Annotated in this window: 15 protein-coding genes and 1 riboswitch; of the genes, 7 read left to right on the top strand and 8 right to left on the bottom strand. The window is 45.7% G+C overall.

Features of this window, described 5'->3' with window-relative positions:
* Nucleotides 1-56 precede the first annotated feature (56 nt).
* Nucleotides 57-191: a hypothetical protein gene (locus G475_RS27925; protein ID WP_267880114.1), complete on the bottom strand. Its 135-nt coding sequence runs from the start codon at nt 189-191 to the stop codon at nt 57-59.
* A 268-nt stretch (nt 192-459) separates the two neighbouring features.
* Here G475_RS27925 and G475_RS0119480 point away from each other — a divergent pair, with 268 nt between their 5' ends.
* Nucleotides 460-1,305, top strand: a complete 846-nt coding sequence (locus G475_RS0119480; protein ID WP_026702711.1) for an STAS domain-containing protein — start codon at nt 460-462, stop codon at nt 1,303-1,305.
* Nucleotides 1,306-1,674: 369 nt separating this feature from the next.
* Nucleotides 1,675-3,258 (top strand): peptide chain release factor 3, encoded by a 1,584-nt coding sequence (locus G475_RS0119475; RefSeq protein WP_026702710.1) that lies wholly within the window; start codon nt 1,675-1,677, stop codon nt 3,256-3,258.
* 137 nt (nt 3,259-3,395) lie between these two features.
* Here G475_RS0119475 and G475_RS0119470 read toward each other — a convergent pair whose 3' ends face one another.
* Both G475_RS0119470 and G475_RS0119465 read right to left on the bottom strand, forming a co-directional pair.
* Nucleotides 3,396-3,707, bottom strand: a complete 312-nt coding sequence (locus G475_RS0119470) for a hypothetical protein (protein ID WP_026702709.1) — start codon at nt 3,705-3,707, stop codon at nt 3,396-3,398.
* A 54-nt stretch (nt 3,708-3,761) separates the two neighbouring features.
* Nucleotides 3,762-5,024 carry an NCS2 family permease gene (locus tag G475_RS0119465; protein ID WP_026702708.1) on the bottom strand — a complete coding sequence of 421 codons (1,263 nt, stop codon included), beginning with the start codon at nt 5,022-5,024 and terminating at the stop codon, nt 3,762-3,764.
* Nucleotides 5,025-5,387: 363 nt separating this feature from the next.
* Nucleotides 5,388-5,488, bottom strand: a riboswitch (purine riboswitch).
* Nucleotides 5,489-5,501: 13 nt separating this feature from the next.
* Here G475_RS0119465 and G475_RS0119460 point away from each other — a divergent pair.
* From G475_RS0119460 to G475_RS0119450, 3 genes are all read left to right on the top strand, one after another.
* Nucleotides 5,502-6,500, top strand: coding sequence for a Cof-type HAD-IIB family hydrolase (locus G475_RS0119460; protein WP_026702707.1), 999 nt, complete (start codon nt 5,502-5,504; stop codon nt 6,498-6,500).
* Between the two features lie 146 nt (nt 6,501-6,646).
* Entirely contained in the window at nt 6,647-8,206 is a 1,560-nt protein-coding gene (locus tag G475_RS25730) for a Na+/H+ antiporter NhaC family protein (protein ID WP_156911808.1), read from the top strand.
* 94 nt (nt 8,207-8,300) lie between these two features.
* Nucleotides 8,301-8,555, top strand: a complete 255-nt coding sequence (locus G475_RS0119450) for a hypothetical protein (RefSeq protein ID WP_026702706.1) — start codon at nt 8,301-8,303, stop codon at nt 8,553-8,555.
* Between the two features lie 242 nt (nt 8,556-8,797).
* On the opposite strand, the gene G475_RS0119445 is transcribed toward G475_RS0119450, so the two are convergent.
* From G475_RS0119445 to betB, 3 genes are all read right to left on the bottom strand, one after another.
* Nucleotides 8,798-9,295, bottom strand: coding sequence for a hypothetical protein (locus tag G475_RS0119445; protein ID WP_026702705.1), 498 nt, complete (start codon nt 9,293-9,295; stop codon nt 8,798-8,800).
* Nucleotides 9,296-9,484: 189 nt separating this feature from the next.
* Nucleotides 9,485-10,693 carry an iron-containing alcohol dehydrogenase gene (locus G475_RS0119440; RefSeq protein ID WP_026702704.1) on the bottom strand — a complete coding sequence of 403 codons (1,209 nt, stop codon included), beginning with the start codon at nt 10,691-10,693 and terminating at the stop codon, nt 9,485-9,487.
* A gap of 54 nt (nt 10,694-10,747) precedes the next feature.
* A complete protein-coding gene (betB, locus tag G475_RS0119435) occupies nt 10,748-12,205 on the bottom strand; it encodes a betaine-aldehyde dehydrogenase (RefSeq protein ID WP_035712049.1) in 1,458 nt (485 codons plus the stop codon).
* A 275-nt stretch (nt 12,206-12,480) separates the two neighbouring features.
* Between betB and cudC the strand changes: the two genes are divergently transcribed.
* On the top strand, nt 12,481-13,056 hold the full coding sequence (gene cudC, locus G475_RS0119430; protein ID WP_026702702.1) for a choline uptake/conversion transcriptional regulator CudC: 576 nt from the start codon (nt 12,481-12,483) through the stop codon (nt 13,054-13,056).
* Nucleotides 13,057-13,173: 117 nt separating this feature from the next.
* Here cudC and G475_RS0119425 read toward each other — a convergent pair whose 3' ends face one another.
* Complete coding sequence (locus G475_RS0119425) at nt 13,174-13,593, bottom strand: universal stress protein (protein WP_026702701.1); 420 nt, start codon at nt 13,591-13,593, stop codon at nt 13,174-13,176.
* 301 nt (nt 13,594-13,894) lie between these two features.
* A complete protein-coding gene (locus G475_RS0119420; RefSeq protein WP_026702700.1) occupies nt 13,895-15,349 on the bottom strand; it encodes a SulP family inorganic anion transporter in 1,455 nt (484 codons plus the stop codon).
* 348 nt (nt 15,350-15,697) lie between these two features.
* On the opposite strand from G475_RS0119420, the gene G475_RS0119415 reads away from it, so the two are divergent.
* Nucleotides 15,698-15,923: transposase (locus G475_RS0119415; protein WP_026702699.1), on the top strand; the 226-nt coding region annotated here is incomplete at its 3' end.

Raw genomic sequence — 15,923 nt, 5'->3', positions numbered from 1 at the left:
GCTGGAGCACCAAAAAAAGCGCTGCCGGTCCGGCAGCGCTTTCTGCTTCATCTTGTTTAACCTTCCATGTCTTCTTCCATTGCTGGATCCTCTTCCATTGTTGGATCTTCACCTTCTGTGTCACCGCAAGCCCCCAGGACACTAACTGTCAATACTCCGGTCAATAAAGCATACAACATTTTTTTGCTCATCTTTATTCCTCCTTTGTATAATGGAAGAGCATGAACGGCTACGTTCATCTCTTGCTTTAGTTAAAAGATACCACAGCGGCACTCCATTTAAATCAAAAATAAAGAACTTTTACATTTTTATAGAACCCTTCCACATTTCTACGAAATTTTCTCATTTGTTTGCTTTTTTTGCTCTTTCTATGTTTTAAAATTAAAATAAAGGGTATTATTAATAAGATATGCTTTTGTTTTTACAGATGAATCTTTAGAAGAACAGGAGTTAGATAGGATGGTTAACCGAGACCAGACATTTCAAAAAATCGGGGAAGACATACTGAAAAATACGGAAGATTTAAAGGAACAGATGCATCAGCTCCAGCATTTAGATGAAAGATTTCACTTCACCCGCAACAACGATTATTTTTTAGAATTAAACAAAGAGTTATTTCAGACCATTGGGGAAGGGATTCATGACAAGTCTCCGGAATCACCGGATTTAAAAGAAGAGATTAGAGCGTGGGGAGAGAAAGCAGCAGCTTACTGTTTAAGCAATGAAGTTTCCCTTTCCACGGCGTTAGAGGTTATTCCTCAATTCCGTGAAGTACTTACCAGCACGATTGAAAGAAAATGCCTCGAATTCGATTTAACCCTGCATGATTCCTTCTTTATATACAGTCAGTTTGAATCTCTTTTGGACAAAGCTGCCCATGCGTTCAGCTACACCTTTCTGCACCAGCACATTACGGCATTAGAACGGGCCAAACAGGAGATGCAGGAAATTTCTGTTCCTGTTGTTCCAATTAAGCAGGGCACAGCTGTACTTCCGCTCATTGGAGATATGGATGATGAACGATCTGAATTTCTGCAGGAACGTACGCTGGAGCGGGCTACCGAACTGGAATTGTCGTATTTAATTATAGACTTATCGGGGATTAACACGATAAATACTTGGTTTGCCCAGCATTTAAATCAACTGATCGAAGCCCTGCAGCTCCTTGGGATTGATACAAGTATATCCGGTATGAGGCCGGAGCTCTCTCAGACAATCGTACAGCTGGGCATCAGTTTTAAGCAGGTATCCAAATTTTTAACATTGGAACAGGCCCTGCAGCAGCACACTGTTTCCAATACATAAATTCTATAGACTCTGGGCCAAAATCATATAGGTCGAATAAAAATCCGAACGACCATCTTAGATTCTATGTTTAGAATTCGGCATCGTTCGGATTTTTCATGCCGCCTCTGCCCTCTTACATCCCCTATAGGAAAGGAGTATACTGCTGAATGATCGCTGTTCCAGCCCTGCCTTTTTTCCTATGAACTGAATTCATAGGCACATGCGGACTGTTTCCCAGCTTCCGTCGTGTCACGTAAGGTTCGTCTTTCAGGAGAAATAATTTGCTACTGACTCTTTTTTGGTGGAGGGTCTGGGAATGTATTGTTTCGTTAGAAGGAATTATTTATTATAGAAGGGTTAAATGTTATACGTAGAAAGGGTTATGAGATGAGTAAGTTACAGGAAGAAATCACCTCCCGCAAAACCTTTGCGATTATCTCCCACCCCGATGCCGGAAAAACAACGTTAACGGAAAAGCTTCTTTATTTTGGAGGAGCGATCCGGGAAGCGGGGTCCGTTAAAGGGAAGAAAAATACAAAACACGCCACCAGTGACTGGATGGAAATAGAAAAACAACGTGGGATTTCTGTCACAAGTTCCGTGTTAGAGTTCCACTATAAGGATCATCATATTAACATTCTGGATACCCCGGGCCACGAAGATTTCAGTGAAGACACGTACCGCACCTTGACTGCGGCCGATTCGGCAACAATGCTTATTGACGCAGCCAAAGGGGTGGAGGCGCAAACAGAGAAATTATTTAAAGTCTGCAGCATGCGCGGCATCCCGATTTTTACGTTTATCAACAAATTAGACCGGGAAGTAAGGGATCCATTTGAGTTAATGGAAGAAATGGAAGAAATACTCGGTATCCGTTCCTATCCGATGAACTGGCCGATCGGCATGGGCCAGAATTTTTACGGGATTTATGACCGGCATTCTAAAAAAGTGGAACTCTTTAACTCGGAAAATCCTTCCGATGTTGAAGTAAAGCAAACTTCTGGACCGGAGGACCCTATTCTTGATGAATTGGTCGATCCATCGTTCCTGGCCCAGTTCCGGGAAGAAATTGAACTGCTTGATGTCGCCGGGGACCCTTACGATGAAGACAAAATATTTCAAGGGGAACTGACACCGGTATTTTTTGGGAGTGCCATTTCGAACTTCGGTGTGCAGAACTTTTTGGAACATTTTCTGTACTTTGCCCCTTCTCCGGTCGGAAGAGAAAGTGATCAGGGAGTGGTAGAGCCTGTACAAGACCTGTTTTCCGGGTTCATCTTTAAAATTCAGGCGAATATGAACCCCAAACACCGGGACCGGATTGCTTTTATGCGGATCACGTCAGGAAAATATACGCAAGGCATGAATGTGAACCACGTCCGGCTAAATAAAACGATGCGCCTGGCTCAGCCGACTCAATTTTTGGCACAAGACCGCAGTATTGTTCAGGAGGCGTATGCCGGGGATATCATCGGCCTGTTTGATCCGGGGACCTTCCGCATCGGAGACACTCTTGCGGAAAAAGGGACATTTCAATTTGCTGAAATGCCTCACTTTTCACCGGAACATTTCGCTGCCATTTCGGTCAAAGACGCGATGAAGCATAAATCGTTTGAAAAAGGGCTCCAGCAGTTGACGGAAGAAGGAGCCATCCAGCTCTTCCACACGTATAACCGTTATCCGGAACAGCAGATTATCGGAGTGGTAGGAGAACTTCAATTTGAAGTGCTGGAACACCGGCTCAAACATGAATATAAAGCCGACATCAGAATGGAGCATCTCCCCTTCTCCATCGCCCGCTGGATCAGCGGAGACACGGAAGAGCTGGAACAGTTCAAGAAAAAACAGAGGAACCTGGCCGTGGATCGAGATGAAAAACTTGTTGCTTTATTTGATAATGAGTTCCAGATGAACATGGCCAAAGAAAAATATCCTAATCTCGTATTCCATGAGAATTCTTTTATAGGTTAAAAAAACAGCGGAGGGAATGCTTCCTTCCGCTGTTTTTTCTTATTCAAAGAATTCAGGACTGGTCGTTAACCCTTGGATCTTCGTTGAACCAAAGATGAGAAGCAGCAGCAGAGCGACAAAGATCAAACCATTATTAATCAGAAATCCGTCCCCCCTTCTTCCTGCATCCGGCGGCGGACAGCATGTAAAACATCATCCACGGTCATATCCCCGTTTTCTTCCAAAAAAGCTGCCAGTTTTTCTGATTTGGAGGAAGAGCTTTTTCTATATTCCCCAATGAGGGTAACTAATACGGTAGGCTCTCCGCGGTAGAGTTCTGCTGAATTCACCCTCAGCTTACCGGTGATAAGCAAAACGGCAGCAATAATATCAAGATTTTCCCCCTGAAATAAATCTGACATCGTATAGGGGGGCAGAGATGCACTATGTTTATCGCGACTGTTTCTCATAAGAGCCCCCCTTTTTCTTTCAGCCTATGCATTACATATAAGAGAGTGCAGACCTTAAAGTCCCAGAAGAAGAATATAATTTAACAGAAACAGGCCGGAGATCATATACATCAGCGGGGAAACAGCCCTCGGACGACCAAGCGCTAATTTCAGCAGCGGATATGCGATAAACCCAAATGCGATGCCATCTGCAATGGAAGAAGTCAGCGGAATGAGCCCAATAATTAAATAAGCGGGAAACCATTCCGACATGTCATGAAACGTAATATGGCGGATTTCCTGTACCATCAGCCCTCCGACAATAACTAAAACCGGCGCAATCGCTCCTTCCGGAATGCTCGTGAAGAAAGGGGCGAATAAAAGCGAGAGAGCAAACAACACGCCGACTACGATAGCTGTCACTCCGGTCCTCCCCCCTTCTGCTATTCCTGAAGCACTTTCTACTGTTGGTATCGTAGGGGAGGTACCCAATACTCCGGCTGACAATGCAGCGATAGCGGAAGCCTGGTAGGATCTCGAAAATTTATTCTGATCCGGGAGCATCCCCTGTAACAAGCCCATGCTTTCAAACATGATAATGATCGTTAGCGAAAATACCGATACCCAAAAGGAAAGCTCCAGCCAGCCGCTGAAGTCGAGCGCCTTCAGCATGGAACCATAGCCGGAAAAAGAAACATGCGTTCCCGCCTGTTCTCCCTCTATTCCAAAGAACAGACCTGCAACTGTCGTTACTGTTATTCCAATAAGAAAACTTCCTTTCACCTTTCGAACAAACAGAGCCAGCGTTAGGATCAGACCGAATATCGTTAATAAAGGCAGAGACGAAGATAAAGAGCCAAGTGTCACAAATGTATCCTCGTCTGCGGCAATCAGACCGCCTTTCTGCAGGCCGATAAACGAAAGAAACATTCCAATCCCTACGGTAATTCCCAGCTTCAACGATTCGGGCACAGCTGATGTAAGTTGTCCGGCAAGCGGTGTTACGGCAGCGATAAAAAAGACGCAGCCAGCTGCAAATACAGCTGCCAGCCCCTGCTGCCATGTCAACCCAAAGCCTTCTACAATGGTATACGTGAAAAACGCATTTATCCCCATGCCCGGCGTTAAAACAATCGGTGCATTTCCCCACACTCCAATTAGAAAGCATCCAATAACAGTGACAAGCACCGTGGCCAGAAGCGCATACGAATAGGGCATCCCGGTATCCGCCAAAATAGCAGGGTTCACGACAAGGATATAAGCAATCGTAAAAAATGATGTAAGACCAGCAGTGATTTCCTGCTTCCATGTCGTTCCCTGTGCTGCCATATGAAACATCTATACATCCCTTCTTTCTATAAGAAAAGCCAAACGTCTTGGGAAGCCGCGACAGGTTCTGCGACGTACAGGAGACGCTGTGCCGCCGTTCCCTATAGGACGCGGGGGCTTGTAGGCAACGATTCTTCTACGGTGCGAGAGCTGCCTGCCGTCCAGAGTCCCTTCCACGCTCCAACGCCCGGAACAGGACGTTCGCGGTCTTAATAGAAGAACCTTATCGATGTTCGCCTAAGAGCGCCACGTCCTGTGACAACGCCGAACTGACCCAAATCCATTGGGCCTCCGAGCGGATGGGCGCTGAAGCTGGACCTCAAAACGCTGCCATTACATATTTTCTGATACAATGAAAAAAGCTACGAGTCTCCTATAAAAAGGAAGACCCGTAGCCGGAAATTTATCGGTTTCCAGTAGAAACCCCGGACCCTTTTTGTCCGGGCTATACGAGGTAATATTTCATTCCGTTAAGGATTATATCCAATGAATGTCGTTTCGTCAATCATTTTCATCGTCTGCCGATTTCAACAAAATGCGGGCTTCTCAGAATATAATATGATAAAATATTTCTCGACATTATGTTTAAATGAAAAGGTGACGATGATGAGTATAGTAGCGATAGATATGGATGGTACGCTTCTTCACAGTGACGGCTATGTATCAGAATACAATGCAAAAACACTGCGGCGCCTGCAGGAAGAAGGACACAAGTTTGTCGTGGCAACAGGAAGAGGTATTTCCGATGTAAAACGCTTACTGGGAAACGTGAACCTCGTGCCGGACGGGATCGTTTCTTTAAACGGAGGTGTGGTGATGTGGCAGGGCGAACATGTGAAAGAATCCTATATGGATTATCAAGATGTGATAGATCTCGCCCACTGGCTTGATACCAATGAATACTACTACCACATTAACACAGACGACGGGATTTACAGTCCTCCGCGGTCGCGGGATTTTTTTATGAATGACCTTGATATCTACACCCAGGATAAAGAAAAGGGAGAAGAAATAAAAGAAGCGATCCGCCGCCGTGCTGACGGCCACCGGAAGCAGTATGAAATGAAGGAACTCTCGTCTCCTGAGCTTTTAAAAGAAAAAAATATAACAGTTTATAAGTTTCTTATTTTATCCATGCTTGAACCCAAACTACAGCGATGCGTGGAGCACTGGGGAGACTTTACCAATATTTCGGTTACCTCTTCCGGGCGGGACAACCTGGAAATCATGCATCCTGATACTCAAAAAGGGAAAGGGCTCCTGGATTTACTGGAATATGCCGGCCTGGACGTAGGTTCTACGTTTGCCATCGGGGATAATTTCAATGATCTGCCCCTTTTTAATGCAGCGGCTGTCAGCATTGCCATGGAAAACGCAGAAGAGGATGTAAAACGGGTAGCTACCCATACAACCACTTCCCATGATGACGATGGCGTGGCGTATGCTATAGAATCCTATGTCTTTCATCCCTCTTCCTCGAGATAACAGATGATATTGCCCCGCTGCAAGAAGGCTGGTATAATTCCAGTGATTCTATTCCACCGTATGAATAGCCGGCCTGTATTCACCTGACTGGGATTGTTTCCAGCCAGGTTTTTCTGTGCAACACCTTATAGAAAGGAGAAGAATAAATGGAAGAACCAACGGCTTTGTCTCTGCTGCCGCCGCTTTTAGCACTTGCTATGATCATTGCAACCAGGAAAGTACTTCCTTCCCTGGGGACCGGCATTATTATTGGAGCTTTACTGCTCAATGATTGGTCGTTATTCCCTTCCATCATGCAATTATGGGAAATCTTTGCTTCCATTTTTGTAACGGAAGGCAGCCTGAATAACTGGGAATTATTTATTATTTTATTTCTCTTACTGCTTGGCATCATGGCTTCTATGATCAGCTTTTCGGGAGGAAGCAGAGCCTTTGGGAATTGGGCGCTGAAACGGGTGAAAACCCGGACAGGCGCCCAGCTGGTTACCTTTATTTTTGGCATCCTCGTTTTTATCGATGATTATTTTAATAGTCTGACCGTGGGGCAGGTGAGCCGCCCGTTAACAGATAGACACCGGATTTCGCGGGCAAAACTTGCTTATATTGTAGACTCTGCAGCAGCTCCAATCTGTGTCCTTGCTCCGTTATCGAGCTGGGGCGCCTATATTATTACGCTGTTAAATGATATTACGGCGGAGCATGGAGTGTCGATGAGCGGGTTTCAGGCCTTTATTTCCATGCTTCCAATGAATTTTTATGCACTTTCCGCCATCCTGTTTGTGTTTCTGGTTATCGTGTGGAAACTCGATATTGGTGCCATGCGGACACATGAAGAAAGAGCGGTCCTCCACCATGAACTGCTGGATCCATCCCGGGCCGGTATACCTGGTCATCAAGCCTCAGCGCTTGATGAACACCATGGACAAGTTCGTGATTTGGTGCTTCCAATAGCTGCTCTTATCCTCAGCACTGTTTTTCTCATGGTTTATACCGGAATCCAAGCCGTAGAGGAAGTGACAGTAGTCTCTGTATTTGCAGAAACAGACGTTGCTCAATCCCTTGTTTTGGGAGGACTGGTTGGTCTGGTTGTTTCTTTTATGCTGACAGCGGCAAAACGTCCCTCTCTTACAGGACTTGCAAAAACGAGTTGGAACGGCATCCGCTCCATGCTTCCCGCTATTTACATCTTAATTTTAGCGTGGATGATTGTTTCCATTATTTCAGAATTAAAAACAGGAGAATATATAGCAGGGCTTCTCGATGGATCTATCCCCGCGATCTTTCTTCCAGGATTATTATTTGTAACTGCTGGCTTGATCGCTTTCTCCACCGGAACCTCCTGGGGAACTTTTACCATTCTTCTTCCAATTGCCGGAGAAATTGCCGCTGTGCTGGATCTTACGATGCTGCTGCCATTCTTATCGTCGGTGATAGCAGGCGCTATTTTAGGAGATCATTGTTCCCCTATTTCAGACACTACAATTCTTTCCTCTACTGGAGCCGGGAGCCACCATATCGACCATGTCGTTACCCAGCTGCCGTATGCTATGATGATGGCGGCAGTTTCCTTTTTCGGTTTTCTCGTGCTTGGATTCACCGGAAGTACAGCAGCAGGGCTGCTCACCACATTCATTCTCCTGCTTCTGCTTGCTCTTTATTTAAAAAACACGCTACACGCCCTTCATGATACAGAAACAGGCTCCTGAATTTGATAATTCAGAAGCCTGTTTGTTTAAAAGGTGGAAGAAGAGGAAAAATGAAAGATAAGAACGCTCGAAGGTGTGGAAGGGAGTTTTATGGATGGAAGTATTATTTATTATTATTGTGGTGATCATCGTTGCTGTTTATTTTTCCCCTTATTTTCTTGAAAGTCTGCAGGCCTCGTTTCCTTATTTTAATTCGATCATGCGGGTGCGCTATACCATTATCTTCGGAGGAATTGGACTGCTCTACGGGCTTGCCGGTGAGCAGATGAACATTCAAGATGTATTTTTCGGAATGATTGCCGGAAGTCTGATTGATTTTCTGCTCCGCGGCCCTCAGCAGAATGCCTAGAACAAACAAGCTTGGGAAAACAGAGTCTCTCCTCCGCTGAAGGGGATGCTTAGTGGTCAGGGCGTACCTGCGGAGATATATTCCGTTAAATAGCGGAATCAGCGGCCTCCGGCAGTCTTTTCGGACATTTGTTCCGCTATCTAGGATCTTCGGTAGTCTTTTGACGCTGAAAAATGAAAATAACGGAATAAATGTCCCCCAATGCCGGGAATATTTTCTCCTTCCTCCGTCTCCCCGGAAGTCTAATCAATGGATACTGTGTTTTCGTATGCGATACCAAAGTATCGGTATTGGATGATTACGTTATGAATGGTATTCTTATGACCTAATGTAAGAGCATAGATGGGGTCGTTTTTAGTTGCAGTGCTACTATTTACTTTATCCAGATGTTTTTGCGGGTCCGTATTTGTTTGAATTTTTATTGAATCCAAGTCTTGAAATGTGTATTGTTTCTCTTTTTCCCCTTCCATATCATCAGAAATAATAAATCCTTTTGGGGTGGTACTTACTTGGATTTTCACGCTTTCCGGTTTGTTATCGCTATTAACCCGCACTTCCTCTATTTTAATATCTCCGAGCGGACTTTGGTTTCCTAATGTGACTAGTTGAACGTGATTAGACGCTTGATTTGCCGAAGCGCTGGGATGAGCTGCTAAGGGCGGGTTGACGGTGAGATTAAAATAGGTGCCGGCAAGGAAAACGAGAAGGCAAATGCCGCATATGATGAAAACTTTCTTCATTAGAATCGCCCCCTCTGATGTAAATGACTTTTCGCTGGTTATCATTATAATATTTTTTTCATTAAAAAAACATCCTGATTTCTGGATGTTTATGACAGTCCCTTCCCGGCACTAACTACCCTTTTCAATATCTTTATTCATAAACAACGCCTGCCTCCTGATGAAACAGAAAGCAGGCGCTCGTTTTTATTAAACCGTTTTTGGAACCTGGTTAAAGCAGCGCTTGTAGATCCATTCGTAATCCGGAATGCTGAGATCCCGTGGATTCCCTTCCGTCTGGGGATCTTCCATCGCTGCTTTGGCAAGTCGTTCTATCAATTCTGGATCGACTCCCTGCTCTTCCAGAGTTGGAATGTCCAGATCTTCGACAAGATCATACATCCAGTTCACAGCGGCTCTGGCTGCTTCCTCATTAGACATTGGAGCAGTATCAATACCAAAGGCCTGCGCTATACGGGCAAAGCGTTCCGGCGTCCCTTTCCAGTTATATTCCATGACCGGCCCCATCATAGCCGCGACACACTGACCGTGCGCTACCGGAATAAAACCGCCGAGCGTTTGGCTCATTGCGTGTGCTGCTCCTGCTGATTCACTGCCGTAGGCAAGTCCGGCAAGCATCGCTCCCTGTGCCATGCCATAACGAGCTTCAAGATCGGTACCATCGGCATAGGCACGGCGGATATACTTTGCGGCGTATTCCATAGCCAAAAGCGCTACTGCATCGGTAACAGGCTGGGCCAACTTCATGGTATAGCATTCCACCGCATGGGAAATAACGTCAATCCCGGTCATTGCTGTAACATGAGGCGGCATCGAAACGTGAAGTTCCGGATCGATGATGGCGAGGTGTGCCGCAATAAGCGGGCCGCCGGTATTAAACTTGATTTCGCGGTCTTCGTCTGTAATCACTGCCCATTGTGTTACTTCTGAACCTGTTCCTGCCGTAGTAGGCACGGTAATAAGCGGGGGGATACGATGTTCAAGTTCTTTTTTCCCTTCCGCTGCTTCATAATCCAGCACACTTCCCTCATGGGTCACTTCGACGCCGATGCCTTTTGCTGTATCCATCGGACTTCCACCGCCGACAGCGACCAGGCCGTTACATCCTTCCTGCTGATACACGTTAGCCCCTTTTTCGATCAGACGGACCGGAGGGTTTGGCTCTATATCATTAAAGATCACAACGTCCACGCCGGCTTCTTCCAGATTCACTATAACTGGGTTGACTGCTCCTGCTTTATACAGCCCGGGACCTGTCACCAGAAGTACTTTATCGGCTCCTAGATTTTGTACTTCCTCTCCGATATGCTTGACAGCGCCGATCCCATGCTTAATGGCAGTTGGAATTTCAAAGGAGTGATATCCAAGCATGTGCTCGACTTTCATATTAAGACTCATCATCATACCTCCCGCGGTTCATCCACATGGTGACGTATTTCCCGGTCTGTGCTGTTATTTAAACCAATGGATGGGTTCCGGCTTTTTATTGCGGAAAATGTGTTTTGTTTCTGTGTATTCTTCCAGTCCCGGCTTTCCAAGCTCCCGGCCGATGCCGGACTGCTTATAGCCGCCCCATGGGGCCTGGGCAAAGTACGGATGGAAATCATTGATCCAAACAGTACCAAGACGCAGTCCTGCTGCGACTTCTTCCGCCTTGCCGACATCGGTTGTAAAGACAGCTCCGGCCAGTCCATAAATCGTGTCATTCGCTTTTGCCACTGCTTCCTCCTGGCTGCTGAATTTCTCCACTGTGAGAACTGGGCCAAAAACTTCTTCCTGAACGATGGTCATATCGGAGGTGCAATGGCTGAATACGGTCGGCAGATAGAAGAATCCATCCTGCAATTCTGGATCATTCGGGCGTTTGCCGCCGACTTCCAGTTTCGCACCTTCGTTTTGTCCAATTTCCACATATTTTTCTACCTTGTCAAGGTGTTCTGCTGAAATAACGGGTCCTGATTGAGTATGATCATCAAAACCGTTCCCCAGTTTAATATTACCAGCACGCTTGACGAGCTCTTCCACAAATTCATCATGGATGCTTTCTTCCACCAAAAGACGTGCTCCTGCAGAACATACCTGGCCGGCGTGGAAAAAAGCCGCATTTAATGCCTGGTCGACAGCCAGTTCAAAATCTGCATCGGCAAACACAATGTTCGGGTTTTTACCGCCAAGTTCAAGGGCAATTTTTTTCACATTAACACTGCCAGCCTGCATAATTTTCTTTCCTGTTTCAATACCGCCCGTAAAGGAGATAAGGTCCACATCCGTGTTTTCGGAAAGCTCTGCGCCGACATCGGCGCCTTTCCCAAGAACAAGGTTGGCCACCCCTTTTGGCGTCCCTGCTTCTTCCATCAGTTCAAACACTTTCACAGTAGTAAGCGGGGTGATTTCACTAGGCTTCATGACAATCGTATTCCCAGCTGCAAGCGCCGGAGCAATCTTCCAGGCTGCCTGCAGAAGCGGATAGTTCCAGGGTGTGATTTGTCCGCAGACACCGACTGGTTCATGCACTACTTTGCTGTCGGAATCCGGAATCGGAGACGCAATCACTTCTCCTGCATCCTTGTCCGCGAGTCCGGCAAAATATTGAAAGACGCCGGCGATATCAACCATATCAGCACGACTTTCTTCTATTGTTTTGCCCGTATCGAGGGTTTCCAATTCAGCAAGTTCTTCTTTATCCCGGCGGATAAAATCCGCGATTTTTTGTACAACTTCTCCTCTTTCACTTGCAGGAGCCGTTGCCCATTCTCCTTTATCAAAAGCCGTACGGGCTGCCTGAATTGCCGCTTTGGTGTCTTCCCGGTTTCCTTCCGCAGCTTCGGCCGCAAGTTCCTGATTATACGGATTAATAATGGCTCTGGTTTCATTTGACTTTGCCTCCACCCAAGCACCGTCAATATACATCTTTTTCAGTGCCACATGGATCCCTCCTTAATTAAAACTACAACGATTTAATTTGTTTAAAAAAAATTTAACGTTTCGAATGTATTTAATTTATCATCCCTCTATTTTTCTGTCAAACCCGAATGCTGAATCTTTTCCTGATCCCTTTTATGCCCCCTCCTGCTCTGTCATTCATTCATTGAATTTTTACTTTAACATCTCAGGGTTATACGTTAAGATGTTAAAGTAAAGAATATATTTAACAAATTTAATAACTTAAATGAAGGAGGATTGAAATGGATCATTCTTCAGATCAGGAAGCACGGGAATCCATAAATAATGCGAAAGATCTGGTGGTCGATTCCATCGCAGAAACCATGGATTTATATGGTGTTACCAGAAGTGCCGGAACCCTTTACGGCACGATGTATCTTGAAGGGGATATGACGCTGGATGAGATGCGCGAAAAACTTGGAATGAGCAAACCAAGCATGAGCACCGGTGTGAAAAAACTGCAGGAATTCAATGTTGTGAAAAAAACGTTTCGCAAAGGAAAACGGAAACAGACATATGTTGCGGAAAAGGATTTTTTTCAGTTTTTCTCCAACTTCTTCACCCAGAAGTGGGAAAGAGAAGCCAAAGTGAACCTTCATTCTGTCAGAGAAGCTCAGGAGCTGTTAATACAAATTATAAATGATGATAACGTTTCGAACAATTTAAAAGAAGAAGCCAATGAAACGTATCAAATTATGGAAAACTCTAAAACGTATTACATCTGGCTGAATAAATTGGTGGAAAAGATAGAAACGGGAGAAATCTTTGATTTAATCCCTATTGATCCCAATGACCCAGACCATGATGAAAATTTTTAGCAGCTTAAGCTGGATGGAGCAGAGCCGGTACGGATGGATCGGCTCCCCCGCTCGTTTCCTGCCTGTCTGTATGACATACATCCAGAGCACACTGCTCTGCCAAATGCGCTCTCTTATTTACTTTACAATCATCACCGGACATTCTACGCGTTTAGCGACTTTATGACTGACGCTTCCCAGAACCATCGTCTGAAGCTGATTCAAGCCGCGGCTGCCAAGTACTACACAATCATAGTCTCCTTCATTCGCAAATTTTACGATAGAGGGGCCCGGCTCCCCATGTTTCACGTGGACCTCGTAGGATATATGTTCCTTCATTAATATCTCTTCAACAGGGGTGAGTTTTTCTTTACGTTTCGTTTGAATGATTTCCGTATTTCCATAATGGAGGACATCCGATTTGGATTTTTCCCCGTCTACCACATAAATAATATCGATATGCGGGGCTTGCTCTCCTTTCACTAAAGCAATGGCATGCTTCACAGCACGAAGGGAGTGCTCTGAACCATCGGCAGCTAACAATATCTTTTCATACATACTTGTTCCCTCCTCTATCACTGCCCTTTCTATCATCATACCCTCTTCTTAACCAGAAAAAAAGTGCGCTCTTTGGCACACTTTTTTAATAGATAGTTTTCAAGATCCAGCTTCAGCGCCCAGCCGCTCGGAGGCGCACGTGTTGTGGGTCAGTTCGACGTTGTCACTGGACGTGACCCATTTAGTCGAACCTCCATAAGGACTTCTCCTATAACCGCGCACGTCCTGTACGGAATGGCGGTACAAGCACCTCCTGTGCTCGTAGAACCTGTCGCGGCTGTCCAGGGCGCTTGCGCCTTTCTTAATGGCCGGAAGATAGACCTTCCAACCGGCTCATTAATCTTGAACTTTCTTTGTTCACTCCGCTCAGAATCACTCGAATATCCCGCTGCCTGAACTTTTCCTTTACTTTCTCCAACGCTTCCACCGCGGAATCATCCCACAAATGGGCCTGGCTGAGATCTAACTCCACGGTTTCCGCTTTTTCTTCAAACGTAAAGCTTTTTGAGAAATCCGTCACGGAAGCAAAGAACAGCTGGCCTTCCACTTTATAGACGATATGGGCCGCCGTACTTTCCCCGGCCTGTTTCACTTTTACCTTTGAAATTTTAGCTGCAAAAAATAGGGTACTTAACACTACTCCGGCGAGGACGCCCTTCGACAAATCATGGGTGACAACCACCGTTACCACTGTAGCAGCCATTACCGTAGAGTCACTTTTTGGGACTTTTGGCAGCATTTTAATAGAATTCCAGTCAAAGGTGCTGATAGAAACCATGATCATCACTCCGGCCAGAGCCGCAATTGGAATCTGAACAACCAGATTTCCAAGCACAAGAATCAAAAACATTAAAAAGAGACCTGCCACAAGAGAAGATAACCGTCCGTTTCCACCGGACTTCATATTAATCACCGATTGGCCAATCATTGCGCAGCCGGCCATACCGCCGAAAAATCCCGATACCACGTTGGCATACCCCTGTCCGCGAGATTCTTTATCTTTATCACTTTCTGTGTCCGTCATGTCATCTACAATCGATGCGGTCAGCAGGGACTCCAACAGCCCCACGATAGAAAGAGCCAATGCATACGGGAAAATAATCTTCAAGGTCTCCAGACTCAAAGGAATCTCCGGGATCAGAAATACGGGAAGGGTGTCAGGCAGTGCCCCCATATCCCCGACTGTTTGAACTTCCGCTCCCAGAAAAACGGCCAGCACGGTGACGGCGATAATAGCAATCAGCGTAGAAGGAACAGCTTTCGTTATTTTGGGAAATAAATAAATAATAGCAAGCGTTGCTCCCGCAAGGAGATACATCATCCAGCCGGCCCCTTCAAAGTGTTCCACCTGGGAAAGAAAAATAAGGATGGCCAGGGCGTTGACGAATCCAACCATTACCGAACGGGGAACAAACTTCATTATCCGTGATAATTTACTCCATCCGAATATTATTTGAATAACGCCGGTCAAAATCGTTGCCGCGAGCAAATACTCCAACCCATGTTCGGCAACCAATGTTACCATCAATAAAGCCATGGCCCCCGTGGCAGCTGAAATCATTCCGGGTCTTCCTCCCACGATGGCAATCACTACCGCAATACTGAAGGATGCATACAAGCCTACCATTGGATCAAGACCTGCGACGAGGGAAAATGCGATGGCTTCGGGTATTAAGGCCAGAGCCACAACCATTCCGGCTAGAACATCGCCGCGGACGTTACCCAGCCATTCCTGTTTTATTTTCGCTGTATTCAATGTTTACTGTCTCCTTTTGTATTAAAAAATTCGTTCTTTACTTTTGCCTTGTTACAAAAGCTCCGTTATGAATAAACGAATTTTACCATACAAATCGACAGCTCCCAATGTTGATGTAAGCGTTCATCATCTCTCATTTTCTCTTCCAGAGATGGTTCAATCTTTTATTTTCATGGATTTTCATAAATTTTCACCCCTCCATGACGTGGAAGGCAGCGTCCGTGCACGGGGAGGTGTCACGCCGGGATATTTTAGGCGTCGCCCTTTCGGACATCTTAAATTTAGAATAAAAAGTGGACACCTTCTTCATGGACATGGCATGATAAAACCAACAAGGAGGGTTCCCCCATGGGTGAACAGCGTCAACAGTACAGCGAAGCTTTTAAAAAGGACACGGTCCGTTATGTCCAGCAGCACAAACAACAGAAAAACATCACCGACATTGCCGAGGACTTACAGATTCCTCGAAGCGCGTTGTATGAATGGATGAAGCAATACCGCGAATTTGACGACGAACCGGTTGTCGACCACCAACACGTCAAAGACCTGGAACGCCAGTTGAAAGCCAAAGAAA

Source organism: Salibacterium aidingense DSM 18341, assembly GCF_000429685.1.
Lineage (GTDB): Bacteria > Bacillota > Bacilli > Bacillales > Marinococcaceae > Salibacterium > Salibacterium aidingense.
Note: the sequence above shows the minus strand (reverse complement) of the source record. Positions and strands in the feature narration are given on the sequence as shown.

Excerpts from the sequence above, each read along its gene's own strand:
- betB (WP_035712049.1), bottom strand. The coding sequence starts at position 12,205 with ATGTATATTGACGGTGCTTGGGTGGAGGCAAAGTCAAATGAAACCAGA.
- G475_RS0119425 (WP_026702701.1), bottom strand. The coding sequence starts at position 13,593 with ATGTATGAAAAGATATTGTTAGCTGCCGATGGTTCAGAGCACTCCCTT.
- G475_RS0119465 (WP_026702708.1), bottom strand. The coding sequence starts at position 5,024 with ATGTTTCATATGGCAGCACAGGGAACGACATGGAAGCAGGAAATCACT.
- G475_RS0119475 (WP_026702710.1), top strand. The coding sequence starts at position 1,675 with ATGAGTAAGTTACAGGAAGAAATCACCTCCCGCAAAACCTTTGCGATT.
- G475_RS0119470 (WP_026702709.1), bottom strand. The coding sequence starts at position 3,707 with ATGAGAAACAGTCGCGATAAACATAGTGCATCTCTGCCCCCCTATACG.
- G475_RS0119450 (WP_026702706.1), top strand. The coding sequence starts at position 8,301 with ATGGAAGTATTATTTATTATTATTGTGGTGATCATCGTTGCTGTTTAT.
- cudC (WP_026702702.1), top strand. The coding sequence starts at position 12,481 with ATGGATCATTCTTCAGATCAGGAAGCACGGGAATCCATAAATAATGCG.
- G475_RS0119460 (WP_026702707.1), top strand. The coding sequence starts at position 5,502 with ATGAATGTCGTTTCGTCAATCATTTTCATCGTCTGCCGATTTCAACAA.
- G475_RS0119480 (WP_026702711.1), top strand. The coding sequence starts at position 460 with ATGGTTAACCGAGACCAGACATTTCAAAAAATCGGGGAAGACATACTG.
- G475_RS25730 (WP_156911808.1), top strand. The coding sequence starts at position 6,647 with ATGGAAGAACCAACGGCTTTGTCTCTGCTGCCGCCGCTTTTAGCACTT.
- G475_RS27925 (WP_267880114.1), bottom strand. The coding sequence starts at position 191 with ATGAGCAAAAAAATGTTGTATGCTTTATTGACCGGAGTATTGACAGTT.
- G475_RS0119445 (WP_026702705.1), bottom strand. The coding sequence starts at position 9,295 with ATGAAGAAAGTTTTCATCATATGCGGCATTTGCCTTCTCGTTTTCCTT.
- G475_RS0119440 (WP_026702704.1), bottom strand. The coding sequence starts at position 10,693 with ATGAGTCTTAATATGAAAGTCGAGCACATGCTTGGATATCACTCCTTT.